Consider the following 26,530-nt stretch of genomic DNA (forward strand, 5'->3'; position numbering starts at 1 on the left):
TTCCTCCTTTGTATATCGCAATTCCGCCACATAAAAGCTAAAGAGTGGGTTTCCCCACTCTTCATCATGACGAGAATTTATCACATCGCAACCATGTAGATTATAGCACAGGAAATAACAGGATGACAAGGGCAGTATAACAGATGTGCCTCCAAGCCCTAGAATAAGGACAGCTGATTCGATTCCGGCAAACCTCTAAAGCAGCCCATCGCGCCCAATATTTCAATAATCGATTTGGAAGCTTTAGAACGGGACTGGAAATCCTCGATCGATAAATATGGGCCATCCTCACGGGAGGCGGCAATATTTTTCGCGGCGTTTTCCCCAATGCCCTGCATCGCCGAAAACGGCGGAATAAGAGAGCTTCCTTCGATCAAAAACTTTGTCGCGTCGGACTTGTACAGATCGATCGGCTTGAAGGAGAACCCGCGAGCCGTCATTTCCAGCGCCATTTCCAAGATCGAAATCATCGCCTTCTCCTTCGGCAGCGCCTGGTGGCCCTTTTCTTCAATTTCGATCAGCTTCGCTTTAATCGCATCGTACCCGCGGCAGAACAAATCAATATCGAAGTCCGCGGCACGAATGGAGAAGTATGCACAATAATATTGCAGAGGATGATACACTTTAAAATAGGCGGTACGCACAGCCGAGATAACGTATGCGGCGGCGTGCGCCTTCGGGAACATGTACTCGATGCGTAAGCATGAATCGATATACCACTGCGGCACGCCGCAGCGCTTCATCTCCTCGATCCATTCGTCGGTAAGACCCTTGCCTTTCCGTACGCTCTCGGTAATTTTGAAGGCCAGACCCGCCTCCATGCCCGCTTTGTAAATCAAGAACAGCATGATATCGTCGCGGCAGCCGATAACGGTTTTAATGTTGCAGATGCCGGACTTGATCAGCTCCTGCGCATTGCCGAGCCAAACCCCGGTACCATGGGACAAACCGGAAATTTGCAGCAAGTCGGCAAATGTCTTCGGCTGCGTTTCTTCAAGCATCTGGCGAACAAATTTTGTTCCCATTTCCGGTACCCCAAAAGTGCCGACCGGTGAGCGTATTTGCTCAGGAGACACGCCCAGCGCATCCGTTGAGGAGAAAATCGACATGACCTTCGGGTCATTCATCGGAATTGTCGTCGGGTCAATGCCCGTCAGGTCCTGCAGCGCCCTCATCATCGTCGGATCGTCGTGTCCGAGAATATCGAGCTTGAGCAAATTCGCATCAAAGGCATGGTAATCGAAATGCGTCGTTTTCCATTCCGCCGATGTATCATCGGCAGGATACTGCACCGGGGTAATGTCCTCTACCTCAATATAATCCGGCACAACGACGATTCCGCCCGGATGCTGGCCGGTGCTCCGCTTTACGCCGGTGCAGCCGTTCGCCAACCGGTTAAGCTCGGCATTCCGCCACTTTTTGCCATGCTCTTCCTCATACTTCTTTACAAATCCGAAAGCCGTTTTCTCTGCCACGGTACCGATTGTCCCGGCACGGAAAACACTTTTCTCACCGAACAGCACTTTCGTATAGTTATGGGCGACAGGCTGGTATTCCCCGGAAAAGTTCAAGTCGATATCGGGAACCTTGTCCCCTTTAAAGCCAAGGAACGTTTCGAACGGAATATCCTGGCCCTCGCCCTTCAGCTTGCCTCCACAGTTCGGGCAATTCTTGTCCGGGAGGTCAAATCCGCTTGGGTAGGAGCCGTCCGTAAACCACTCGCTGAACTTACACTGACTGTTTAAACAAATATAATGCGGCGGAAGCGGATTTACCTCAGAAATCCCAAGAAACGTAGCCACGACCGACGAACCGACGGAACCACGTGAACCAACGAGATAGCCGTCTTCGTTCGATTTTTTAACAAGACGCTCGGAAATCAAATAGTTCGCGGAGAAGCCATATTTAATGATCGGTACCAGTTCTTTTTCCAGGCGTGCAGTGATGATTTCATTCAATGGCTCGCCATAAAGCTCTTTGGCCCGGTTATAGCATTTGTCGCGAATTTCGTCGTCCGCGCCCTCAATAATCGGTGTAAACAGCTTGTCAGGGAACAAGGCGTATTGTTCAAAACGGTCAGCCAGCTCCGACGTGTTGCGAACAACGACCTCAAAGGCAAGCTCCTTGCCCAAATGCCCCTCAAACTCACGCAGCATTTCGTTCGTTGTACGCAAATGCACATCTGGCTTTTTCTGATCCTTGAGCGGACTAAAGCCCGTAATCCCAAGAATCGTTATATCGCGGAACATCTTGTCTCTTGGGTTCAAGTAATGTACATTCCCGGTTGCTATCACCGGTTTCCCCAGCTTCTTGCCGATTTCACAAATCGTCCGATTCGCCTGCTCCAGCAGCTCGATGCCGTTTACTAACCCTTTGTCCACCAAATGCTGGTTAACGGTAGGCGGCTGAATTTCCAGAATGTCGTAAAATTGCGCTACCGCCTCGGCTTCCTCCAGCGATTTATTCAGCACCGTTTCAAAAAATTCGCCCTTTTCGCAGCCTGATGCGATAAGCAGCCCTTCTCGCAGCTCCTCCAGCTTCGATTTCGGGATACATGGCACACGATTATAATACTCGGTATGTGAAAGTGACACGATCCGGTATATGTTTTTCTTCCCTACCTCATTCAGCGCATAAATACAGCAGTGAAACGGTCTAGTATTGGATAAATCCTTGCCGACATTATCGTTTAATCGGTTCAATGTCGTCAGCCTGCGTTCCATCGCTTCCTTTACCAAGTGGAACAGGATATTCGCCAGCGCCTTCGCATCATCAATCGCACGGTGATGGTTGTCCAGACTAACCTTGAACTTGTCGGCTAACGTATTGAGTCGATGGTTCTTCATCGACGGGTACAGAAGACGCGCCATTTCCAGTGTATCCAGCACTGGATTATTCATTTCCGGCGCTCCGGTCTGCCGGCACGCTGCCTGCAGGAAGCCGGTATCAAATCTAGCATTATGCGCAACCATAACGGCATCGCCGGCAAATTCCAAAAACTTTGGAAGCACGTCCGGCAGATCCGGTGCGTCTACGACCATGTCATCGGTAATATGGGTCAGCTGCTGAATATGATATGGAATCGGCTCATGCGGATTGACGAATGTTGCAAACGTATCGATGATTTTACCGTTCTGTACCTTTACTCCGGCAAGTTCGATAATTTTATTAGCCGTTACGGACAGACCGGTAGTCTCGACGTCATACACCACATAAGTCGCCTGCTCCAGCTCCGTCTCATCCGCATTCATCACAACAGCTACCGAATCGTTAACGACATTCGCTTCCAGCCCGTATATGATCTTAATGCCGTTCTTCTTCCCTGCTTTTTCCGCCTCGGGGTAACACTGCACGTTTCCGTGATCAGTGATTGCGATCGCTTTATGCCCCCACTTGGCGGCAAGCTTTATATATTGATCGACGGATGTTGTCGCATCCATCGTACTCATCGACGTGTGCAGATGAAACTCAACCCGCTTCTGCTCGGCCTCATCCATCCGTTCTTTGGGAGGCGTAACCTCCACCAAATCCGACGGAATCATGACCAGCTCGGGAACCATCATAAAGCGGTCCAGCTCAACCTTGCCTCTGGCCCGGATCCATTTGCCGTTTTCCATCAGCTTCATAATCTTAACGTCTTCTTTATTTTTCGCGAACACTTTCATTTGAATTGAATCGGTATAGTCCGTTAAGCAGAACGTAAACAGGGTCGTTCCATTTTTCAGCTCACGAACGTCAAGATTAAATACATAGCCCTGAACGGTAACCTTCTTTTCTTCTTCTTGTATTTGTTGAATCGGTACCGGAGGGTCCTTGATTTCATAGCCCATCATCAGCCTCAAATCCGCATCCGGCGCTTCAACCGGCTCCTGCTCGGATACGACTGCCGACATCATTTGCTGCGTCAGTGCACGCTCTTCATCGCGCAAGCGCTGCATGAACTGTTCGTATTCCTCCTGCTTCTGCTCTCCGATTTGCTGCTGCTGAAGCTTGACGACAAGCTTTCTATTAAAATATCGGCCGTAAAAGGTTTGCACCAGCTCATCGATGCCTTTTTTCTTGGCCAGCTCCAAAAACGTCGATTCCGCGATGGCTACAGAAACTTTATTTCCTTCCACCTCAATAGAGGCCCGGCTTAACCAGCCGTTCACCGAAGGAACCTCTTTCTGCACCCAAGAGATAAACAATCCCCAATACTCGGGAACAATCGCCGAGTCCGGAACTGAATCGTCGACGATCAGAAACACCCGCACATGCGCGATATGAGCCAGCTTCTCATGAATTTTACGCACGAACGCCGTATAAATCTCGGCAGGAATCATTCGCCTAACCCCGATATAAAACGTCCACTGCTGCGAAGACTTCCCGCATTCCAAGCGCTCGATCCACCCGTCGTGAAAATACGTCTGCACGAGATCAGGTGCAATTTCCGTCTGCTTCAACAAAAGCTCGAAGCGATTCTGCTTTTCCACTGCATTGCTCACGTTCCGTCTCCTCCCCTGTCTATGTGAACGGATCCTTGAGTAAAAAAAGAAAGGCTTGAGGGTTCGAAAAGGAACGAACGCATCAAGCCGACAACAACCTTACTGAAACTGCAAAAGAGATAGAATCCCCTTATATTAATACGCTCTTGCAAATACGACCGTATGCTTTGCTTGCTCTCCGCAAACGAGGCAGGTCGATTTCTGCTCTTTCGTTTCGAACGGAATGTTACGGCTCGTCGCACCGGTTTCTTCCTTCACCTGACGCTCGCACGCTTCCGATCCGCACCAGCCGGCAAGGACAAAGCCTTTGAGCTTTTCTCCATCGCCGGTTTTCAGCTCGTCCAGCTGATCGATGGAACGGAAATGGTCCTGCATAAACTGTTTTGCCTTTTCAAGCATTTGCACTTGCGTTTCCTCGAGTAAACGCTGCACTTCCTCAACTAAGGAATCCAAGGCAACCGGACGTTTTTCACCGGTAATTCGTGAAACCAGTACAGCCTGTCCGTTCTCGATATCACGCGGTCCAAGCTCGATCCGAATCGGCACTCCGCGCATTTCGTATTCATTAAACTTCCAGCCTGGGCTTACATCTGCGCGATCATCCATGCGGACGCGGATTCCGGCCGCCTTCAGCTGCGCAAACAGCTCGTCCGCCTTAGCAATCACCTGCTCGCGTGTCTTCGGCGGTCCGATTGGAATCATAATTGCTTGTGTCGGCGCAACCTTCGGCGGAAGCGCCAAGCCGCGGTCGTCCCCATGCACCATGATCAGTGCACCCATTAGGCGCGTACTTACCCCCCACGAGGTGGTGTGCACAAATTGATGCGTATTATCGCGGTCCAAATATTTAATTTCGAACGCTTCCGCGAAGTTCGTTCCAAGATAATGCGATGTACCTGCTTGAACCGCGCGGCCATCCTTCATCATTGCTTCGATGGAGAAGGTGTCTACCGCGCCGGCGAATTTCTCGGATGGCGTCTTCTGGCCGGTAATGACCGGAATCGCTAAGAAATCTTCAACGAAAGAACGATAGATCTCCAGCATCTTCATCGTCTCTTCACGCGCATCCGCCTCGTTCTCATGAGCCGTGTGGCCCTCCTGCCACAAAAATTCACTTGTGCGCAGGAACGGCAGCGTCCGCTTTTCCCAACGGACTACGTTAGCCCATTGGTTAATCAATACAGGAAGATCACGATACGAATTGATCCACTTGGAATACATGTGGCCGATCATCGTTTCCGAAGTTGGACGAACAGCGAGGCGTTCCTCCAGTTTTTCTCCCCCCGCCTCGGTTACCCATGGCAGCTCGGGGTTAAAGCCCTCAACATGCTCCTTCTCTTTCTGGAAGAAGCTTTCCGGGATAAATAGCGGGAAGTAGGCATTCCGGTGCCCTGTTTCCTTAAAGCGTGTGTCCAGCTCGCGCTGAATCAGCTCCCAAATTTCAAAGCCGTCCGGCTTAAAGACAATACAGCCTTTGACCGGTGCGTAATCCATTAAATCCGCTTTACGGATGACGTCCAAATACCAACGCGAAAAATCCTCCGCCTGCGGCGTAATTTCTTTCACAAACTGCTTGTCGTTCTCTTTCGACATAAATGAAACCCCTTCTTATCCGCGGAATAAGCGTAAAATATCGTTATAAGTTACAGCGATCATTAACAGCATGAGCATCGCAAAGCCAATAAAATGAACCATGCTTTCCCGGTTCGGATCAATCGGTTTGCCGCGCAGCGCTTCTAGTCCGATGAAGAGAAGCCTGCTGCCGTCAAGCGCCGGAAATGGAAGCAAATTAAACAAGCCCAAATATAAGCTGAATAAAGCTGTCCAGAAAATGTAATATTCCAGACCGGCCGCCGCATATTCCCCAGTTACTTCCACGATCCGTACCGGACCGCCTAGGTCATCCAGCTTAAACTGCAGCAGCACCAGGCGCTTAAAGCCGATTAAAATTTGTTCCGAAGATTCGATCGTCGTCGTCCATGCCCCTTTAATCGCTTCCGGGAAGGTTGCGCCGCGCGCCAATACCTGCGGGCGAATACCAACATAGCCTTTCCCGTCCTTGAGGCGCGGCGTAACCTTCTTCTCAATCGTTTCACCGTTGCGCTGAAGCGTCCAGGTCATCGATTTTTCAGGCGAATCCGTAATTAGGCTGACCAGCTTGCGTGGGTCAGAGCCAACCGTCTCACCGTTAACGGCAACGACTACATCGCCGGCCATAAGTCCTGCTTCGCTTGCCGCTGTGTCTGGCTCAACGGAGCCAAGCTTGACTGCCTGCGGAATGCCGCTCATAAACATAAACACGACAAACAGCACAAAAGCAAGAATAAAATTCATAAACGGGCCAGCAAAAATTGCCAGCGCCCGCTGTCCGACCGTTTTACTGCCGAATTGACGGTTAACAGGAGCGATTTGTGTCTCCTGTCCCTTTGTCACCATCATCGCCTGTGGATCTACCGGATATCTTTGGATGTCTCCATCCACGTCCAGCTCCACAAATAAACGATGATCGAGATCAATCTTCTGTACTTCACCGCGCACTGCGGTCGGGTGGTCGTCCAATTTATCCAAATATAAATGTGTAACCGTACCATTTCGCAGTCCAAGAGCAAGCGTCTGCCCTTCCGCTATATGTACGATTTCCGGGTCTTCCCCCGCCATTCTCACGTAGCCGCCGATTGGAAGCAAACGAAGCGTATATCGAGTTTCCCCTTTACGGAAAGAAACGACTTTCGGGCCGAAGCCAATCGCAAATTCCCTTACAAGAATACCGGCCCGCTTGGCAAAGTAGAAATGTCCCCATTCATGCAGTGTAACCAAGACAAAAAACATTAAAATGATCTGCAGTATCACCTGCGGTGTGAACATGACCGGTTGCCTCCTTTGTTCTCCCCATGCAAGTATGTCCTAAGATTAACATTATTCTCAATACCCACACAAGAGAATCACAATTCAGCCTTTTTTCTTGCCCAACAATCGGCTTCCATTATTTCCTGCAAGCTCGGGTTCTCTATCCGTTCGTGCGAGGAAAGGGCATCTTCCACAATCGATTCAATTTGTAAGAATGGAATTTCGCCGCGCATAAAACGAGCAACAGCCACTTCATTCGCCGCATTGTATACCGTAGTGGCAGTCCCAGAAGCCTTTCCTGCATCGTAGGCAAGCCGAAGCATCGGATAACGGTCGAAATCCGCTTCGCGGAAATGAAGAGCAGCCGCCTGCGCTAAATTCAGCTTCGGCGCATCGTTCGTTAAGCGTTCCGGATAAGTCAGCGAATATTGAATCGGTACCCGCATATCCGGGACGCCAAGCTGAGCCATTACACTTCCGTCATGAAACTCGACTAAAGAGTGAATAATGCTCTGCGGATGAATCAGTACTTCAATCCGATCGTACCCGATATCATACAACCATCTTGCCTCGATAACCTCCAAGCCTTTGTTGGCCATCGTTGCCGAATCGATGGTGATCTTCGCTCCCATGGACCAATTCGGATGCTTCAATGCGTCCTCTACTGTAACATGGGCAAGCTCAGCGCGTGTCCGGTCACGGAAGCTTCCCCCGGATGCCGTTATGATCAGCTTCGCGATCGCTTCAGGCGGCTCACCGTTTAAGCACTGGAATATGGCGGAATGCTCACTGTCCACCGGTACCAGAGTAACTCCTTTTCGCGCCGCAGCGCTTGTTACCAAATGTCCGGCGCTGACAAGCGTTTCTTTGTTGGCCAGCGCTATCGTCTTGCCCGCCTCAATGGCACGAAGCGTCGGAAGCAGCCCTGCACTGCCGACGATAGCAGTGACCGTAACATCCGCACCATCCGCAGAAGCCGTTTCAATGAGTCCCTCTTCCCCGTACACGATACGAGTATCGGAAGCCTTCACACCGAGCTGCAGCCGAAGCTGCTCTGCAAGCTCCTTGGTCGCAACCGATACCATCTTCGGTTGAAACTTTACGATTTGTTCATAAAGAAGAGGAAGGTTATACCCTCCGGCTAAGGCCACGACATGAAAACGCTCTGGATGCCAACTAACGACATCGAGCGTTTGCGTTCCAATCGAGCCTGTACTGCCAAGTATGCTGATACCTTTCAATTCGTTAATCCCCCTAGTTAATACGGGATGAGAGACAGCAAATGCATGATTGGGAATACGATAATCCAGCTGTCCGTGCGATCCAGCACTCCACCATGTCCGGGAAGTAAATTCCCTGAATCCTTCACGTCCCGCACCCTTTTATACGCGGATTGAATTAAATCGCCCATTTGTCCGAGAACAGCCGCTGCGATCCCGATCGTAAGCGCATGCCCCATCGTAAGCAAATCCGGGCGAAGCAGTGAAAATACTACCGCGGACAAAACGGAGAATACAACTCCTCCCAGCGCGCCTTCTACTGTTTTTTTCGGAGATATGGATGGCCATAATAATGTTTTTCCAAGAGTACGACCTAAAAAGTAAGCTCCCGTATCGCTCAGCCAAATGCAGGCAAAGAGCAGTGCCGTCCAAAAGAGCCCATTATCCCCTAGTCTAGTATATATCATATAGTAAAATCCGAAACCGATATAAATCGTCCCAATAAATAAAAGCGCGATTTTATCGATGCTCGTCTTATTTTTCGAAAGGACTGTAATTGCAAAAAACAAAAACATCATGAGCCATACGACGGTCGGATAAGGCGGAACCGTAATGCCGAAGAGGTTTTTCCACGGCACAACAAAATACAAGACGCCAAGCAGACCTACTATAGCAGCCGCATCTGTGGGTCGGGAATGGTTCATTCGAACAAATTCAAAATACCCCATGATCGCAAGTAAGACGATAAGTGCCGTATATAGAACATCTCCTACGTACAGCAACGATAAGAACACGGCAGCTCCCAAGATCCCTGTGATCATCCGCTGCTTCATGCCGTAACCCCCCGTTGACGTATTGCGCCCTTCCTCATATGCCGCCAAAACGTCTGGCGCGCTGCTGATACCCGGCGATCGCTTCGTAAAAATGCTCTTTCGTAAACTCCGGCCACAGCGCATCGGTAAACCACATTTCGGTATACGCCATTTGCCACAGCATAAAATTGCTGACACGAAGCTCTCCGCTTGTTCGAATAAGCAGATCCGGGTCCGGAAGACCGCTTGATTGCAGCACAGCTTCCATATGCTCCTCGGTAAGCTCCTCTGGCTTCAGCTCACCGCGTGAGACAGACTCACAAAGCTGTTTCGCCGCATAAAGAAGCTCTTTTCTGCCGCCGTAATTCAGAGCAAAATTTAAGATAAGTCCTGTATTGTTCTTCGTACGCTCAATACCTTCTTCAATCGGCCGTAAAGCATGCTCAGGCAAGCCCTCTCGGCTGCCCATCATACGGATTTGCACGTTATTTTTAATCAATTCCTCTATTTCCAAACCAAGGAATTCCTGCGGAAGCTTCATAAGAAAATCAACTTCATCTTTAGGCCGCTTCCAATTCTCTGTTGAAAATGCATACAACGTTAAAATTTCGATCCCTAGATCATTGGCTGTCATCGTGATTTGCTTTACATTCTTCATTCCTTGATGATGCCCTGCCACACGCGGCAGACCACGCTTACGCGCCCAGCGTCCGTTGCCGTCCATAATTACTGCAACATGCTTCGGGATTTTCCCGGACGTAATATCGACTCGATCCGCCTGTTTCGTTTTTCCGAACCAGAGGTTCAACCGTTCCTTCATATCGAATCCCCCAACATCGGCGTGAACCATGACACCCCCCGAAACGGGGGGTGTGCGGATACGCGTTTATACTTCCATGATTTCCTTTTCTTTCGCTGCCAAAATCTTATCAACCTCTGCGGTGAACTTATCCGTCGTTTTCTGGATGTCTTCCTGGTGGCGACGGGATTCGTCCTCGGAGATTTGATCCTTTTCCAGCTTCTTAATATCATCATTCGCGTCGCGGCGGATGTTGCGGATCGCAACCTTCGCTTCCTCGCCGAATTTTTTCGTCATTTTCACGAGCTCTGCTCTGCGCTCTTCTGTTAAAGCAGGCACGACAATGCGGATGATCGTTCCGTCACTGGACGGTGTAAGCCCCAGATCGGACTTCATGATCGCTTTCTCTACGGCCGACAGTGCAGATTTATCCCAAGGCTGAAGAACGATGGTCCGAGGATCTGGAGTCGTGATTGAGGCCACTTGGTTAATCGGTGTCATCGAACCGTAGTATTCGACTTGGATCCGATCCAATAATGCAGGATTCGCTCGCCCCGCACGCAGTGTAGCAAGATCGCGCTTTAGCGCAGCGATTGCTTTATCCATACGCTCTTCAGCGTTTTTCTTAATGCTTTGCGGCATGTTTACACACTCCCCTGTACGACTGTTCCAATTTTCTCCCCAAGTACAGCGCGTTTGATGTTGCCCTGTTCTGTGATAGAGAAAACAATTAATGGTATGTTGTTATCCATACATAAAGAAGAAGCGGTGGAGTCCATAACTCCCAAACCTTTGTTTAACACTTCGAGGAACGTCAAACGCTCATATTTCTCAGCATTCGCGTCCTTGAACGGATCGGCGGAATACACGCCGTCCACTTTATTTTTCGCCATCAGGATGACTTCAGCTTCAATTTCCGCTGCACGAAGCGCGGCAGTCGTATCCGTGGAGAAGTACGGATTGCCGGTTCCCCCTGCGAAAATGACAACACGGCCTTTTTCCAAATGGCGGATGGCCCGTCTGCGTATGTACGGCTCGGCAACCTGCTGCATGTTGATCGAAGTTTGCACACGGGTCGGCACACCGATCTTTTCCAGTCCGTCCTGCAGCGCAAGTGCATTCATTACCGTGGCAAGCATTCCCATGTAATCGGCCGTGGCCCGATCGATTCCTTTGGCGCTACCGGAAATTCCTCTCCAGATATTGCCTCCGCCAACGACGACAGCCACTTCCACGCCAAGCTCAACGACATCCTGCACCTGCTCGGCAACCGTGGTGATCATACCAGCGTCGATCCCGTATCCAGCTTGACCGGACAGGGCTTCCCCGCTCAATTTTAATACGACGCGTTTGTATACTGGCTCACTCAATGGGACTACCTCCGTTTCGAACCTATTCAAAAGCTAAAAAAGAAGGAACACAGCGTGTTCCCGTCAGTCTTCTTCTTATTGTTTCACTTGCGCCATAACTTCTTCGGCAAAGTTTTCTTGCTTCTTCTCTAAACCTTCGCCAAGCTCAAAGCGCGCGAAACGACGGATCGAAAGGTTTTCCCCGATCGTTGCGATTTTTTCGTTCAACAGCTGCAGAACTGTTTTGTCTGGATCTTTAACGAACGGCTGCTCCAGCAAGCAGTATTCTTCGTAGAATTTCTTAACGCGGCCTTCAACCATCTTTTCTGCAATGTTTTCCGGCTTGCCTTCATTGATTGCCTGCGCCTTCAAGATTTCGCGTTCTTTCTCGATTTCGCTTGCAGGCACTTCTTCCCGACGAATGTAACGCGGGCTAGCTGCAGCAATGTGCATTGCGATATCACGCGCAAATTCTTTGAATTGAGCGTTTTTCGCAACGAAGTCCGTTTCGGAATTGATTTCAACGAGTACGCCGATCCGGCCTGCACCGTGGATGTAAGCTTCAACTACACCCTCAGTAGCGACACGGTCTGCTTTTTTCGCAGCTGCAGAAAGACCCTTCTCACGAAGAAGTTCCGCCGCGCGAGTCAAATCGCCATTTGCTTCTTCCAATGCTTTTTTGCAGTCCAGCATTCCTGCGCCTGTTTTTTCACGCAGATCTTTTACTAGGGACGCGTTAACCGCCATGTTATGTATCCTCCTTGAATTAAACTTCATGTTTAGAAGTGTAAGTTTGTATCCATAAAAAAGGGTAGGGTTCGGTTTTCAACCTCTCCTACCCTTATTTGTTGTTCCTTTAATTCGAATAATTATGCAGTCGTTTGCTCGCCCTGGTGAGCTTCGACAACAGCATCCGCCATTTTCGCTGTAAGCAGCTTAACAGCACGGATTGCGTCATCGTTACCTGGGATTACATAATCGATTTCATCCGGATCGCAGTTTGTATCAACGATACCAACGATCGGAATACCAAGCTTGCGCGCTTCTGCAACAGCGATACGCTCTTTACGAGGATCGATGATGAACAGTGCGTCAGGAAGCTTGCGCATATTCTTAATGCCGCCGAGGAATTTCTCAAGACGCTCTTGCTCTTTGCGAAGCAAGATAACTTCTTTCTTCGGCAGAACTTCGAATGTTCCGTCTTCTTCCATACGAGTAAGCTCATGCAAACGATCGATACGCTTTTGAATCGTTTGGAAGTTTGTCAGCGTGCCGCCGAGCCAACGCTGGTTAATGAAGTACATACCGCAGCGCTCTGCTTCTTCAGCAACGGAATCTTGAGCTTGCTTTTTTGTTCCGACGAACAGCATCGTGCCGCCTTCAGCAGCCAGGTTGCGAACAAAGTTGTACGCTTCCTCAACTTTTTTGACCGTCTTCTGAAGGTCAATAATGTAAATCCCGTTTCTTTCGGTGAAGATGTATTTGTCCATTTTCGGGTTCCAACGACGGGTCTGGTGACCGAAGTGTACCCCAGCTTCAAGAAGCTGCTTCATGGAAATAACTGCCATCTCCACACACCTCCTCTAAATTGGTTTTTTATGGTGTCCTCCGCGTCTCGCATCTTCGCTAAGACTTCTGTTTCCAGAAGCACCGCTTAGTCGAATTAAGGCGCGTGCGTGATTACAACCGACATTTAATATACCATAATCGACAGATGCAATGCAACCGGAACTATCCCTATGGCTTAATGGTAATTCGCGTTATAATTTCCGCCAGCTCCGGCTTACCCACGAACACATAGGTGCCAATCTGCAGCTTTTGATTCAGCTGCTGTTCTGCAAGTGCTGTCAAAAATTGATTCCGGCTCGATACGAGACCTAATTTTGTCAACGCATCGGCAATGGACGTTGCACTCGATTGCTCCGTTATAATCAACGCCGTTTTCATTTCCTGCTGCTGCTCTGCGGCCGCCTTCTTCGCCGCTTCTTCAGCCGCAGTCTGCTGAAGCTTGGCCACTTCTTCCTGCGTGTAAAGCTTCTCGCCTTTCTTTACTAACTCATAGCCATGAGCTGAAGCTTTTTCTTTTACGACCTCGACGGTGTCCTGCGCAGCTTCCCCAGGCTGTGGAGGAAGAGTCTTGCCCGGACCCTCCTGTGCAAAGGTAAGCAGCTGCATGATTAAGGCTGTGCCAATAATCCCCCATCCGAGACCATACAGAAATCGTTTTTTATCAGACACGGGAATCCTCCTCCCGCTCCGCTAGCCCAATAATTAGCTGGACTTCGCCTTTATTCATAGAAAGCTTTTTCGCTATGTACTCAACCGATTTCCCCTGCTCGTGCAGCTCAAACAGCTCGCTGTAGCGCTGCTTCATCGTCTGCTTTTCCATCGGCTGCTCCTCTGGAACCATTTCAGCTTCCGCTACAGCTTCAGCTTCCGGCTCGATCGTTTCAGAAACGTTTTGGACAGTTTCCGCAGGCTGAACCGTTCTAGCCGCTTGATCGAAGCGTTGTTCCTTTAGCCAAGAAATTTGTTCTTTTAAAAACGCCATTTCATCGCTGTTCATTTCCAGTTTTTGCAGCTTTTGCTTCAGGCCTCCGACTTCCTCGGCATGAGCCTGCTTCATCTCTAAAATTACGTTCATCAGCTGCTTGTTTTCCTGTTCGAATTCGACAGCAAAAGCCTCCATCGTCTGCTCAAAGTCATTGGGAATTCCCCCCTGATCTTCGGCTTTCAACGCAGGCTTTTTAGGCAGCATAAATGCGTACAATAAAATTACCGCTCCAAGTAATACGATGACTTGCCATGGCTCCAAGTTTACGATCACCCAATCTGTCAAAAATTTTATGTCGCCTAGAGCTTGAAATCAATATGCTGCCCTTTAAAAGGATGCGGCCGCTCCTGCTTCGAGTCCTCTTCATGCCGCTCGCGGTTAGGGGACCGTTTTTTTTGCTTTTTGCTTCGGTTGTACGGATTTTTGGCTCCATGCTCATCGTGAATGACTACGGCATCTGATTCTTGAACCTTGGCACTCTTTTGGCGCATGGCCTCCGTCCGTCTCAGCTCATCTTTCCCCTGCTGTGCCTGCTCCGCAGTCATTTTGTTTTGCAGCTGGCTTTGGAGCAGCGCAGCATCGTTTACACGCGGCAGCGCAATTTGCAGTTCTACGGGCTTAAAGTTCATTCATTCGCCCTCCAATCATCACGAATTGAAGTTTGAGACCTGAGCGATTTCCCCGTCAATTAAACGGAAAGAGATTTTCGGCGTTGGGTCTTTGACAAACCGGGTATACCTGCCGATTACAATTTTAGAACCTCCGTAGATCGTTCCGTTGATATCCACTCTGGCCCGTTCCGTATCCTCTAGCGAATGCTCAATTTCCAGTACCCGATCCTTAAGAACCGCCTGTTCTTCCAGCGTCTGCTTTTTGGTATGGTTTAACCGGATTCGCATCGCCATTTTTTCCTGATTCAATTGTCCTACGGAAGCCAGTTGATTCAGCAAGGCTAGCGCCTGCTCTGTTTTCATCAAATTTTCTTCCAGAGATTTAATCTGGCTTCGAAGCTCTACCAGCTCGTTTCGCAATTCAGGAAGAACACCAACCTCAATAACCGTAACCGTGGAGGTAGAATTCCCGACTGTCCTAGCCACGACTCTCTCGCCAGCCTGGATCACCCCGCCAACGACAAGCCCTTTCGCGCCATTGCAAATGACATCTTTTCCTGCCTTCACTTTGGAGTGCATGATGCTTTGGCTAACGATTACGTCTTTATCGGCCTCGACATTGCCTTCTAGAATAAACGAGGTCTTTACATTTTCCCCTGCTTTAATCAAGCCCTTATGGTTCGCTGTAATACCCGCTGTGATATCAATAGATCCGCCGGCCTCCAGCTCCGCGCCTTCAATTCCGCCTACTACACGAATATCGCCGGCTGCCCGAATACGAAAGCCCGTCAGTACATTCCCACGGATCACGACATTCCCGACAAAATCAATATTCCCAATATTATAATCGACATCCCCATTTACTTCATATACAGGGAATACATTAATTTTATCTTTTTCGGTTTTCGTTATCAGTCCGTCAATTGCTGCATACAGCTTCATCTTCTCAGGATCGGTGACAACGTTTTTGCCGACTTTAAAGTACGCCTCACGTCCGTCCTTCGCTGCTGCAACCTCACCCGTCACAAGCATTCCCGCTTGTCCTGCGGTTGCCAATATCCGTTCCGCGATTAGCTCGCCTTTTTTCACATTTTTCAGCTTAACGACTTCTTTATAATCAACCGTTCCGTCTTCGTTTGTCTGCGGTCGAACTCCTTCGCTTTCCCAATCGAATTCGGAAACAATTTTCCCATCCTCGCCCTTGACCGGAGCCTGTCCTTCGGCAACTACAATCGTTTGCCCGCTAAAGCCTTGCGGCGATTCAGCAAATTTTTTCAATACCTCGTGACGCAGACCATATACTACGCCGTAAGACTGCAAATACTGCTCGACCTGCTCAACTGAAAAAGCGACCTTCTCGTCCACTCGCATCACACGCATCTCTGCCGTTAACTTATCATCAGCGATTGCAAGAGTAACGAACTCATCCAACGAAAAATCCGGATTGCTCACAGTTCTCCCCCTAACGGTGCGAACACCAAAAAAAATTAGTCATGCATGAGCTGGCTTTTATACCTGCCCAGCACTCCCTTAAGCCTTAAAATTGCTTTGGAATGAAGTTGTGAGATTCTAGATGGGGATAAGGACATGACTTCCGCAATTTCACTTAAGGATAAATCCTCGTAATATAACAGGGATACGACGGTACGCTCCTTGTCCGTCAATCTTAAAATTGCTTTGGCAAGAGCGTCTTTTAGATAAATTTCGTTGACTTTACGCTCCGGGCTGACCGCCTTATCATCCACAAGCAGAGAAAGCCGTGTTTCCGATTCCTCTTCACGGATCGGGTCCTCAAGCGAACAAATCGTAGTGACGGCGATATCCTGGAGCATGGCTTGAAACTCTTTTTCCGAAATATCTAAGTACTCGCATATTTCCGCGTCGGAAACCGTACGCATATACTGCTGTTCAAGCTTCTGGTAAGCGTCTTCTACTTTCTTTGCTTTCTCGCGTACCGAGCGCGGGACCCAATCTCCTTGTCGCAATCCGTCGATAATCGCCCCGCGTATACGCCAGGAAGCATACGTTTCAAACTGCAGTCCGCGCTCCAGCTCAAACTTTTCCACAGCATCAATTAAGCCCATAATACCATAACTGGATAAATCGTCCCTAGATACATTCTTCGGCAGTCCGATGGCCAGCCTGGAGGATACATAATCCACAAGAGGAAGATAATTTTCAATCAGCTCTTTGCGCGCTTCCTTATCGCCAGCTTCCTTCCAAAGCTTCCAGAGGTCCTCTGTTTGCGTCTTCGTTACTTTTTGTACGGTCATGGTCTCACCACTTTCATTCGTCGCTTAATTTGCTGCGGATTGCTTTCGCCAGTTCCTCCGGATCAACGTTTTCTTCCTTTCGAACAATTCGTGGAGGCTGGAAAGGGACAAAATCATCCGATTCTTCTGCTTCAGCCGAGTGTTGCTCGGAATCGCTTTCAGAACTTTGGTATAACCCCTTTACGTCCAAATCATCTGGAGGGGTAACGTAATCTACCGAACCGCCCTTCCCATGGTTCGAGTCCCCTCCGGATGAATTGGGCTCAGCCTTCAGCAAGGTGCCAAAGGCGTACCGAATTCCAAACACGAAAATAAAAATCATGGCAAAGGAATACAAGCTTCTTAGAAGGGATAAAACAAATGGATTGCCCTGAATCGACACAAGAAACACAACTGCTGCAACAGCCAATCCAGAGCCAAGGTTCCATCGTATGCTGCCTATCATGAACTAGATCTCCTTTGTTCCTTGCTGCACGCTCCGAATATGGAGCATTCCCGTTTCACAATGAAATTCGATGGTTCTGCCATAGCTGCCTCCCGTATCCTCCGACCGAAGCGGAATGCGGTACTGCTTTAGGATTTCTTTACAAGACTCGACGTTACGAGGGCCGATCCTCATGGCATCTCCCGCCCCTGTGGAAAACGCAAACATCTGCGCACCGCCGGCCATTTTTGCTTCCATACGAGAAACTACAGCTCCAAGCGAATTCATTAGCCGGATCAATTCGGGAATTGCAGTATCCGCGTACTTTGCAATATTGAGCTGCCCTTCTCTCGCAATATCGGATGATGGGAGCATCACATGTGCCATACCGGCGACACCGGCCTTCGCATCGAATAGTGTAAGTCCTACGCACGAGCCAAGGCCCGTCGTCTTTAAAATCCCCGTCTTGGACAAAACATTTAAATCGGCCATTCCCACTTTTGTGATTGTATCTTCCATCATTCGCCCGCTGGCACTCCTAGTGCTCGAAAAATTTTATGAAACGAGTCTGGATCGGGAATAAAGAAAAAATGTCCCTCAACCTTGTCGTCTCCGTCGAAAAACATGGTGTCGATGAGCAGAGCATGGTCACCCATATGACCGAACTGCAGGAGTCCAAAGCTGAGAATCGCCCCGGCCATGTCGATTGCAAGAGCTGGAACAGTGGGAGCCATCGTCAGATGCGTAAAATCCGCCAAAGAAGATAAATAAGAGCCAGCCAAAATATTACCGATTTCCGCCAGAGCAGAAAGCTCGATTTCGGAATACTCCCCTTCCGGAAATACCTCTACCCCGACGAGAGAGGTAAGCAGAAGCTTGGCAGATTCAGGAGAAATCAAGAAAAACATATTCCCCGGTGTTTCTCCATCCACTCGCAAAAAGATTGCGATAACGACCGCTTCGTCTCCTCCAACACTTTCAGCAATTTGTTCAAAAGGAACCAGACTTACCTTCGGGACCTGCATATCGACCTGCCGATCCAGCATTGTGGCTAGAGCGGTGGCTGCATGCCCCGCTCCGATATTCCCCACTTCCCGCAAAACATCCAGCTGATAATCCCCAAAGGGCTTTATTTCATTCACAAAAATTTACTCCTCGATGTCAACAAGTTGTTTAAGCTCGCTCTTACTAAGCACTTCTTCCAGGTTAAGCAGAATGAGAAGACGGTTTTCCCCGATCTTCGCAACACCGTTCAGGTACTTCGCACGAATGCCGCCTACAAGCTCCGGAGGCGCACTGATCATATCGGAATCAAGATCGATTACATCGTTTGCGGAGTCAACGACAAAGCCAACCTCCATATCACGAACCGAAACGATAACGATACGTGTATTGTCTGTTACTTCGGTTTCCGGAAGATCGAAACGTCCGGCCAAGTGAATAACAGGGACAACAACACCGCGGAGATTGATTACCCCTTTTACAAAGGAAGGTGTCTTCGGCACGCGTGTAATCGGCTGCATGCGCTCGATCGTTTTTACCTTATCGACATCGATGCCGTACTCTTCATTTGCAAGTGTAAAAATAATAATTTTCATTTCGTTTCCCATCGCTGATCACTCCGTTCGTTTTTTTGAAAATTATTTGATGAGTGCGTTTGTGTCGACAATCAGTGCAACTTGACCGTCGCCCAGAATGGTGGCACCGGATATTGCGAACAGGTTCGTCAAATATTTGCCGAGAGTTTTCAATACGATTTCCTGCTGACCGATAAATTCCTCAACCATGACAGCCGCAACCTTTTCGCCTTTGCGGATGATGACAATTTCAGTTTCTTCTTCGTCGTCCTCGGAATAATCCGGAACTTCAAAGAGCTGGCTTAAGGAAATAACCGGTAAAACCTGTCCGCGGAAGTCCATAATCAACGTACCGTGCATATTGCGCAGATGCTTTCTGCGAATCGTTGAGGTTTCCACGATCGATGACAGCGGGATCGCATACTTCTCACTTCCCATTTTTACAAGCAATGCAGTAATAATGGAGAGCGTAAGCGGCAGCTGAATCGTAAACTTTGTACCTTCGCCCAGCTTAGAAGTAACGATAACATTTCCGCCTAGAGAAGTGATTTTCGAACGGACTACGTCAAGACCTACGCCGCGTCCAGAGATGTCAGAAATTTTATCCGCCGTACTGAAGCCGGATGCAAACAGCAGCATGTAGACTTCCTCGTCGGTCATTTTCTGTCCCTGTTCCGCCGTTACAATCCCCTTCTTTACTGCCGTAGCAAGCACCTTCTGGCGATTGATACCACGGCCGTCGTCCTCAATCTCAATAAATACATGATTCCCGCTGTGGAATGCCCGCAAATTTACGGTTCCCGTTTCCGGCTTGCCTGCAGCGATCCGGTCAGCGATCGGCTCGACGCCATGATCCGCCGAGTTCCGGAGCAAATGCACAAGCGGATCGCCGATTTCGTCGATAACGGTACGGTCCAATTCCGTTTCAGCACCGGTGACGACAAGATCCACCTTCTTATTCAGCGACTTTGCCAAATCCCGAATCATGCGAGGGAAGCGATTGAATACAGAATCAACCGGAACCATTCGAAGCTTCAGAACGATATTTTGCAAATCGCTGCTTACGCGGCTCATGTGCTCGACGGTGTCGTTCAGTTCACGGTTTTTCAGCTCGCCTGCCAGCTGCTCAAGACGGACGCGGTCAATGAGAAGCTCACTGAACAGGTTCATCAGGACATCCAGCTTTTCGATATCAACGCGAATCGTTCGGTTGGCAACCGGCGCATTCGCCGCAGCAGGCTTGGCATTACCGGCTGCCTGCTTCACTTCTGCAGCTTTTTCTTCGGAAGCTTCGTTTTTCGCTTCTTCTTTCCGAATCGCTTTTTGCTCCTCGGATTTTTTCGTTAAGTAATCGCGGTCAACCGCATTGATTTGAACGCTTTGAATTTCGGAGACACTTTTAATTAAGTGCTCCAGCTCCGGCATTTCCAGCCTGCTGATATAGTATACCGAGAAGGAACGGTCAAATTTATCCTGCTCAATGTCCTCCACCGTAGGGGTCGATTGTACAATTTCTCCGTTATTCTCAAGCCCATTAAACACCATGTATGCGCGTGCCGCTTTAAGCACACAATCGCTGTTGATTGTAACAACGAGATGGTAAGCTTTATGTCCGCTGGAAATGGATTGCTCGAGAATAGACATTTGATATTCGTCTAACCCTCCAGTTGCTTCCGCTGCAGCAGCGGCTGCATTTGCTTTGCTTGGCTTGCTGTCTGCATCCGCTTTACGGTAATCACCGGATACAATCGACTTTAAAGTCGCAACCAGATCACTGACATCCGCTTTCCCCGTCCCGCCTTGAATAATGTCCTCCACCATCGATTCGAGTGTGTCCAAACATTTGAACAAGCAGTCAAAAATGACACTGTCCATGGCAAGCTTGTTGTTACGGACTAAATCCAGTACGTTCTCCATTTCATGGGTTAAGGAAGCTAAGTCCTCAAATCCCATCGTTGCAGACATTCCCTTGAGGGTATGTGCGGAGCGGAAAATCGTCTGCACAATTGAAATGTCTTCAGGTGCTGCCTCCAAGGCGAGCATATTGTCGTTCATCGCTTGCAAATGTTCTCTGGATTCATCAATAAACATACTTAAGTATTGATTCATTTCCATTGTCCTGCACCTCCAAGTTTGCCTCGAATCTCTTAATTAAGTATAGGTGGTCTTTAAACGGGTCAGCGGGAAACGAGTTCAACCAGCTTGGCAGGGATATCGTTCTGCGGCAGGATGAAATCCACACATTTCAGTTCCACAGCCGATCTCGGCATTCCGTAAACGACACAGGTTTGTTCCGCTTCGGCGATGGTAGACTGAACCCCTTTTTTATATAAAGCTTCCATTCCCTTGGCGCCATCGCTGCCCATTCCCGTCATGATGACGAGATGCAGCTTGAGACCGGTGACGGAGAGCAGGGAATCATACATCGTATCAACCGACGGTCGGTGACCGCCTCGAGGCTCGTCCTTGTTCAAGCTTACCTTGTATAATCCGCCTTCTCTAATCATCGTCATGTGACTTCCGCCGGGAGCAATATAAGCCATCCCCGCTTCAAGCACATCTCCATGCTCTGCTTCCTTTACTCCGATTTCACAAAGTGAATTTAATCTTTGAGCAAGGGATGCTGTAAACCCGGGCGGCATATGCTGCACAATTAGGATAGGAGCCGGGAATTTCTTCGGAAGCGGGACAAGCACATGCTGTAATGCCCGCGGTCCTCCCGTGGAAGTCCCGATGGCAACCAGATGGGTAAAATCCGCTTTGCCTGTTGAGCTTGGCGGAGCCGCTTTAAAGGTTGCCGGCAGCGGAATGGGTGCTCTTGGCTGAGTAAGCTGGTAACCAGCACCCGTACTATTATGTTTACGAACATTAGATTTGACGGCCGCCAAGAGCTTGTCGTGCAGTAATGTCTTTACCTTCGCGATATCGAGTGAAATGGAGCCCGAGGGCTTGCCGATAAAATCGACAGCGCCCAGCTCCAACGCGCGGATCGTTGCGGCGGCCCCCTCCTGCGTCAAGCTGCTCAGCATGACAACAGGAGTCGGATATTCTTTCATAATTATCGTAAGCGCATCCAGACCGTTCATTTCCGGCATTTCAATATCCATGGTTAAAATGTCGGGTTTAAGCTGTTTCGTTTTTTCAATCGCTTCTTTTCCGTTTCTCGCAGTTCCAATTACCTCAAATTGAGGATGATCGGAGACGATATCGGAAACCATTTTTCGCATGAAGGCGGAATCATCGACGACAAGAACCTTATGCACAAAAACCCTCCTTCAAGCATCGTACGTTTTACTTCAGCAGCTTTATCATTTTGTTAAGGAAGCCCTTTACCCCAGGCTCGTTCACCAAATCAGGGGATGCGTCCGTTTGAACACCGTCAGCAAATCGTTCGGCGATTTTTTGAATACCTCGGGCAGCCGGTGTATTCGGAAAAGCAATGCTGAACGGCACTTGCTTTTTAACAGCCCTTGAAACATTAATGTCATCCGGTACATAGCCTAGTGTCGGTATATTTAAATCAAGAAATTGCTTGGCAACCATACTGATTTTATCGGCTGTTTGCTTGCCTTCCTTTGGTTCGGTTACCCGATTGACAACTAAACGGTAATTTACGTTTGGCTTGTTCGTGCTCACCATCTTGATGATGGCGTAGGCATCGGTGATCGAAGTTGGCTCCGGCGTCGTAACAACAATCGTTTCTTGCGCCGCTAAAATAAACTTCAAGGTCTCCTTGCTTAACCCAGCCCCTGTATCGAACAACATAAAGTCCGCGTAGCCGGAAAGCTGGCCAATTTGCTCCGCGAAGTAATCCAACTCCTCCTCGGTTAACCGAAGCAAGTCTTGAAATCCGGAGCCTCCTGCAATAAACTCGAGTCCGCTTGGACCCTTATGAATAATTTCCCATATCGTCTTTTGACGTTTCAGAAGGTGATACAGGTTGTACTGGGGCGAAGCGCCCATTAACACGTCGATGTTGGCCATTCCAATATCGGCGTCAAACACAAGTGCCTTGTAGCCAAGATTTTGCAGTGCAAGGGCAAAATTGAGCGTAAAATTCGATTTTCCTACGCCGCCCTTGCCGCTTGTAACGGTTACGATTCGTGTCGTTTTGGTGTGGGGAGTTCGCTGCAGCTCAACCAAGTTGCGTAAGCCCTGAGCTTGATCACTCATTGCGATCTTCCTCCACTATGGCGTCGATATACCGCTCTGCTTGCAGCAGCCCGATATCGTCCGGCACATTTTGACCGTAAGTGATATAAGAAAGCTGGAACGGGAAATCCTCCAACAGGTTGAAAATGGCACCGAACGAGTCCGTTTCATCCGCCTTCGTAAACAACACCTTATCCAGCTTAAACTTACTGAAATTCTCCGCAATCACTTTCATGTCTTTGTATTTCGCAGTCATGCTGAGAACGAGAAAGGTCTCGCTGCTGCCAGCCGCCTGCAGTAGGCTGTTCAATTCGGAAACATACAGCTCATTCCGAAAATTACGTCCGGCCGTGTCCATGAAGATCATGTCGCAATCCTTAAGGTTGTGGAATGCTTTAGCCAAATCCTGCGGCGAAAATACGACTTCAAGCGGAACGTTCAAAATATTAGCGTACGTCTTCAGCTGCTCTACTGCAGCGATTCGGTACGTATCCGACGTAATAAATCCAACTTTACGCTGATGCTTCAATACTTGTTCAGCCGCTAGTTTTGCGATGGTTGTCGTCTTGCCTACTCCGGTCGGACCGACAAAATGGATAACTCTTGAATTCGGCGAAATGCCATTCTTCGTGCGTCCCGAAGCCAGCGCAAGAAGCTGCTCCTTTACAAGTCTTGCAGCGTCTGCTGTCTCCAGCTGAAACGGCTCCTCTACCCCTGCAATCGCCTGCTCTATCATCCGTGCCGCAAGCGGCGGCAGGATATCGTGATTCAGCAAGCGCTGCTTCACAGCCTCAAACGGCTCAGGGAGCACGTTCTCTCCCGCAGTCTGCTTCGAAATGCGAAGCATCATCTCTTTCATCTGCTTCAGCTCTTCCAAGAGCTGATCTTCTCTTCTTGGTGACGAAGCGGTTGATCCGCCACTCTTTCCTGTAGTCGGGTTATCCGCAAGCAAGAGCCGCTCTTCTTCGTCAAGCAGCGCGGTTGAAGATCTAGCCTTTGCGTGGTCGGCCTGTGCGGCTCGAATGGCCGCCTGTAACGCCTGCTGTGCACTTGCTTGCGGCGATCTCGTTTCCGGCGCTTGTATGAGTTCAGCGTTTGGCGCTTGCAGCCCCCCGGTTTGCGTTTGCGCCTGATAAGCAGCTCTTCCGCTAGCATTGGAAATGGAAGCTGCTGCAGAGGAAGCCACAGCAGGCTGCAGCTTTGAGGGGCTCGGAGCAGCATCGTTTGCCGCGATCACTTCGATCTTTTTCTTCGTAAATAACCCGAGGAAGCCGCCAATCTTTATTTCTTTGGTGTTAATGATGACGGCGTCCTTCCCTAGTTCACTGCGAATCTTTTGCAATGCATCCGGCATGGAATCAACAACATATCGCTTTACTCTCATAGGTTCACCACCCCGACGCTTTGAATTTCAACGCTTGGTTCAAGCTCGCTATAAGACAAAATCGGGACATCCTGCATCGTACGATCTAAAAGCTGACGCAGGTACATCCGAATCGTCGGCGAGGTAAGGATGATGGGCTGCTGACCGAGCTGAAGCAGCTTTTGAATTTGTTCATTCACTTTTTGATAAATCATTTGCGAAGACATTGGGTCTAAGGCAAGATAGCTGCCCTGATCCGATTGCTGCACCGATTCGGCAATTTTTTTCTCAAGCTGAGGGCCAACCGTAATGACCTTCATGGCTTCCGGTCCGGCCGCATATTGATGCGTAATTTGTCGGGATAGTGCCTGGCGCACATATTCCGTTAATATATCAGTGTCCTTTGTATAACTTCCGTAGTCGGCCAGCGACTCGAAAATCGTAACCAAATCGCGAATTGAGACTTTTTCCTTAAGCAGCTTCGACAAAACCTTCTGAATTTCGCCAACACCCAGGACCCCAGGGATAAGCTCCTCGACAATCGCCGGATAGCTCTCCTTCAAATTTTCGATGAGCGCCTTCGTCTCTTGGCGGCCGATCAGCTCATGTGCGTGCTGCTTAAGCACTTCTGTTAAGTGCGTTGCAACAACGGATGGCGGATCAACCACGGTATAACCCGAAAGCTCGGCAATACTTTTCGTCGCTTCATCAATCCATAAGGCCGGAAGTCCAAACGCGGGCTCCTTCGTTTCGATCCCCATGACCGAATCGTCATCGATCCCAGGACTCATGGCCAAATAGTGATTTAGCAATAATTCGCCACGAGCCACCATATTTCCTTTAATTTTAATGATATATTCAATCGGTTTTAGTTGAATATTGTCGCGAATTCTTATAACAGGGACCACAAGACCCATTTCTAAAGCCACTTGTCTTCGAATCATAATGATACGATCCAGCAAGTCACCGCCCTGCTGCGTATCCGCGAGTGGAATCAATCCATAGCCGAATTCAAATTCGATCGGGTCAACCTGCAGCAGGTTGATAACACTTTCGGGACTGCGGACCTCTTCGATCTCCTGCTCCTCTTCCCGCTGCTCCTCTTCGATTTGCTTTAGGTTCAAGTTTTTCTGCATCTTATATCCGCCATATACAAGAAGCCCTGCAATCGGAAACGTCGTAACCACTCCAATCGGAGTGAACACACCAAGGAAACCAATCGTACCTGCTACAATATACAGCAGCTTCGGGTAGGAGAACAGCTGTTTGGTCAGGTCTTCCGCCAAATTTCCTTCCGACGCCGCACGCGTTACGATCATACCGGAGGCAACGGAAATAAGTAGTGCCGGAATCTGGCTGACTAGTCCGTCGCCGATCGTTAAAATCGAATATCTGGATACCGCTTCGGTAAAAGGCATGTCGTGAATCGCCATACCAATCACAAAGCCGCCAATCAAGTTGATGAAGAGGATGACAATACCCGCAATCGCATCCCCTTTGACGAATTTTGTCGCACCATCCATTGCGCCGTAGAAATCCGCTTCCTTTTGAATCTTAGAGCGTCGTTCCCTTGCTTCCTTATCATTGATTAATCCGGAATTTAAATCTGCATCGATACTCATCTGCTTACCCGGCATCGCATCAAGCGTAAAACGCGCCGCAACCTCAGCGACACGCTCCGAGCCTTTCGTAATAACGATAAACTGAACGACAACCAAAATTAAGAAGACGATAAATCCAACGGCAAGCTGTCCTCCGGCAACGAAGGACCCAAAGGTTTCGACAACCTTTCCCGCCTCCGCGTGCGCTAAAATGTTTCTCGTTGTCGAAATATTAAGTGCAAGCCGAAATAGTGTCGTGATTAGCAAAATGGTAGGAAATATGGAAAACTCCAAGGCATCCTTTGTGTTCATCGACATCAGCAATATCATGAGTGCGGCCGATATATTCACAATAAGCAGTAAATCCATAAGGTGAACATTGACCGGTACAACCATCATCAGCACAATGCCAATAACACCTACTAAAACAAATAAATCTCTTGGTTTCAAACGGACGCCTCCTT

Annotated in this window: 24 protein-coding genes; all 24 read right to left on the reverse strand. The window is 49.0% G+C overall.

Going from position 1 to position 26,530, the window contains the following annotated elements:
- Positions 1 to 158 precede the first annotated feature (158 nt).
- Entirely contained in the window at positions 159 to 4,484 is a 4,326-nt protein-coding gene (locus GQS10_RS00485) for a PolC-type DNA polymerase III (protein WP_166237899.1), read from the reverse strand.
- A gap of 135 nt (positions 4,485 to 4,619) precedes the next feature.
- Positions 4,620 to 6,077: a proline--tRNA ligase gene (gene proS / locus GQS10_RS00490; RefSeq protein ID WP_166237901.1), complete on the reverse strand. Its 1,458-nt coding sequence runs from the start codon at positions 6,075 to 6,077 to the stop codon at positions 4,620 to 4,622.
- A gap of 15 nt (positions 6,078 to 6,092) precedes the next feature.
- Positions 6,093 to 7,349, reverse strand: coding sequence for an RIP metalloprotease RseP (gene rseP / locus GQS10_RS00495; RefSeq protein ID WP_166237903.1), 1,257 nt, complete (start codon positions 7,347 to 7,349; stop codon positions 6,093 to 6,095).
- A gap of 77 nt (positions 7,350 to 7,426) precedes the next feature.
- Positions 7,427 to 8,572, reverse strand: a complete 1,146-nt coding sequence (locus GQS10_RS00500; RefSeq protein WP_166237905.1) for a 1-deoxy-D-xylulose-5-phosphate reductoisomerase — start codon at positions 8,570 to 8,572, stop codon at positions 7,427 to 7,429.
- 17 nt (positions 8,573 to 8,589) lie between these two features.
- Positions 8,590 to 9,384 (reverse strand): phosphatidate cytidylyltransferase, encoded by a 795-nt coding sequence (locus GQS10_RS00505; protein WP_166237907.1) that lies wholly within the window; start codon positions 9,382 to 9,384, stop codon positions 8,590 to 8,592.
- Between the two features lie 34 nt (positions 9,385 to 9,418).
- A complete protein-coding gene (locus GQS10_RS00510) occupies positions 9,419 to 10,183 on the reverse strand; it encodes an isoprenyl transferase (protein WP_166237909.1) in 765 nt (254 codons plus the stop codon).
- Between the two features lie 66 nt (positions 10,184 to 10,249).
- Positions 10,250 to 10,804 carry a ribosome recycling factor gene (frr, locus tag GQS10_RS00515; protein WP_166237911.1) on the reverse strand — a complete coding sequence of 185 codons (555 nt, stop codon included), beginning with the start codon at positions 10,802 to 10,804 and terminating at the stop codon, positions 10,250 to 10,252.
- A gap of 2 nt (positions 10,805 to 10,806) precedes the next feature.
- The gene (gene pyrH / locus GQS10_RS00520; protein WP_166237913.1) at positions 10,807 to 11,532 is read right to left on the reverse strand and encodes a UMP kinase; all 726 of its coding nucleotides are present in this window, start codon (positions 11,530 to 11,532) and stop codon (positions 10,807 to 10,809) included.
- Between the two features lie 75 nt (positions 11,533 to 11,607).
- Positions 11,608 to 12,258, reverse strand: a complete 651-nt coding sequence (gene tsf / locus GQS10_RS00525; RefSeq protein ID WP_166237915.1) for a translation elongation factor Ts — start codon at positions 12,256 to 12,258, stop codon at positions 11,608 to 11,610.
- A 122-nt stretch (positions 12,259 to 12,380) separates the two neighbouring features.
- The gene (gene rpsB, locus GQS10_RS00530) at positions 12,381 to 13,079 is read right to left on the reverse strand and encodes a 30S ribosomal protein S2 (RefSeq protein WP_166237917.1); all 699 of its coding nucleotides are present in this window, start codon (positions 13,077 to 13,079) and stop codon (positions 12,381 to 12,383) included.
- A 169-nt stretch (positions 13,080 to 13,248) separates the two neighbouring features.
- On the reverse strand, positions 13,249 to 13,749 hold the full coding sequence (locus GQS10_RS00535; RefSeq protein WP_166237919.1) for an endolytic transglycosylase MltG: 501 nt from the start codon (positions 13,747 to 13,749) through the stop codon (positions 13,249 to 13,251).
- Positions 13,742 to 14,326, reverse strand: coding sequence for a DUF6115 domain-containing protein (locus GQS10_RS00540; RefSeq protein WP_166237921.1), 585 nt, complete (start codon positions 14,324 to 14,326; stop codon positions 13,742 to 13,744). The genes GQS10_RS00535 and GQS10_RS00540 overlap by 8 nt, the downstream gene beginning before the upstream one ends.
- Positions 14,327 to 14,364: 38 nt before the next feature.
- Positions 14,365 to 14,694 (reverse strand): hypothetical protein, encoded by a 330-nt coding sequence (locus tag GQS10_RS00545; protein ID WP_166237923.1) that lies wholly within the window; start codon positions 14,692 to 14,694, stop codon positions 14,365 to 14,367.
- 18 nt (positions 14,695 to 14,712) lie between these two features.
- Complete coding sequence (locus GQS10_RS00550; protein WP_341804979.1) at positions 14,713 to 16,128, reverse strand: DUF342 domain-containing protein; 1,416 nt, start codon at positions 16,126 to 16,128, stop codon at positions 14,713 to 14,715.
- Positions 16,129 to 16,163: 35 nt separating this feature from the next.
- Positions 16,164 to 16,949 (reverse strand): FliA/WhiG family RNA polymerase sigma factor, encoded by a 786-nt coding sequence (locus GQS10_RS00555; protein WP_166237925.1) that lies wholly within the window; start codon positions 16,947 to 16,949, stop codon positions 16,164 to 16,166.
- A 13-nt stretch (positions 16,950 to 16,962) separates the two neighbouring features.
- Positions 16,963 to 17,394: a hypothetical protein gene (locus GQS10_RS00560; protein ID WP_166237927.1), complete on the reverse strand. Its 432-nt coding sequence runs from the start codon at positions 17,392 to 17,394 to the stop codon at positions 16,963 to 16,965.
- Positions 17,395 to 17,397: 3 nt separating this feature from the next.
- The gene (locus tag GQS10_RS00565) at positions 17,398 to 17,895 is read right to left on the reverse strand and encodes a chemotaxis protein CheD (protein ID WP_166237929.1); all 498 of its coding nucleotides are present in this window, start codon (positions 17,893 to 17,895) and stop codon (positions 17,398 to 17,400) included.
- Positions 17,892 to 18,515 carry a chemotaxis protein CheC gene (locus GQS10_RS00570; RefSeq protein ID WP_166237931.1) on the reverse strand — a complete coding sequence of 208 codons (624 nt, stop codon included), beginning with the start codon at positions 18,513 to 18,515 and terminating at the stop codon, positions 17,892 to 17,894. Before GQS10_RS00570 ends, GQS10_RS00565 begins: the two co-directional genes overlap by 4 nt.
- A gap of 6 nt (positions 18,516 to 18,521) precedes the next feature.
- Entirely contained in the window at positions 18,522 to 18,983 is a 462-nt protein-coding gene (locus GQS10_RS00575; protein ID WP_166237933.1) for a chemotaxis protein CheW, read from the reverse strand.
- A gap of 30 nt (positions 18,984 to 19,013) precedes the next feature.
- Entirely contained in the window at positions 19,014 to 21,065 is a 2,052-nt protein-coding gene (locus GQS10_RS00580) for a chemotaxis protein CheA (RefSeq protein ID WP_166237935.1), read from the reverse strand.
- 62 nt (positions 21,066 to 21,127) lie between these two features.
- Entirely contained in the window at positions 21,128 to 22,213 is a 1,086-nt protein-coding gene (locus tag GQS10_RS00585) for a protein-glutamate methylesterase/protein-glutamine glutaminase (RefSeq protein WP_341804980.1), read from the reverse strand.
- A gap of 28 nt (positions 22,214 to 22,241) precedes the next feature.
- Positions 22,242 to 23,123, reverse strand: a complete 882-nt coding sequence (locus GQS10_RS00590; RefSeq protein WP_166237937.1) for a MinD/ParA family protein — start codon at positions 23,121 to 23,123, stop codon at positions 22,242 to 22,244.
- Entirely contained in the window at positions 23,116 to 24,486 is a 1,371-nt protein-coding gene (gene flhF / locus GQS10_RS00595; RefSeq protein WP_166237939.1) for a flagellar biosynthesis GTPase FlhF, read from the reverse strand. The genes GQS10_RS00590 and flhF overlap by 8 nt, the downstream gene beginning before the upstream one ends.
- Positions 24,483 to 26,516 (reverse strand): flagellar biosynthesis protein FlhA, encoded by a 2,034-nt coding sequence (flhA, locus tag GQS10_RS00600; protein WP_166237941.1) that lies wholly within the window; start codon positions 26,514 to 26,516, stop codon positions 24,483 to 24,485. Before flhA ends, flhF begins: the two co-directional genes overlap by 4 nt.
- Positions 26,517 to 26,530: the final 14 nt, after the last annotated feature.

This window comes from Paenibacillus turpanensis, assembly GCF_011421635.1.
In the GTDB taxonomy this organism is placed as follows: Bacteria; Bacillota; Bacilli; order Paenibacillales; family YIM-B00363; genus Paenibacillus_AK; species Paenibacillus_AK turpanensis.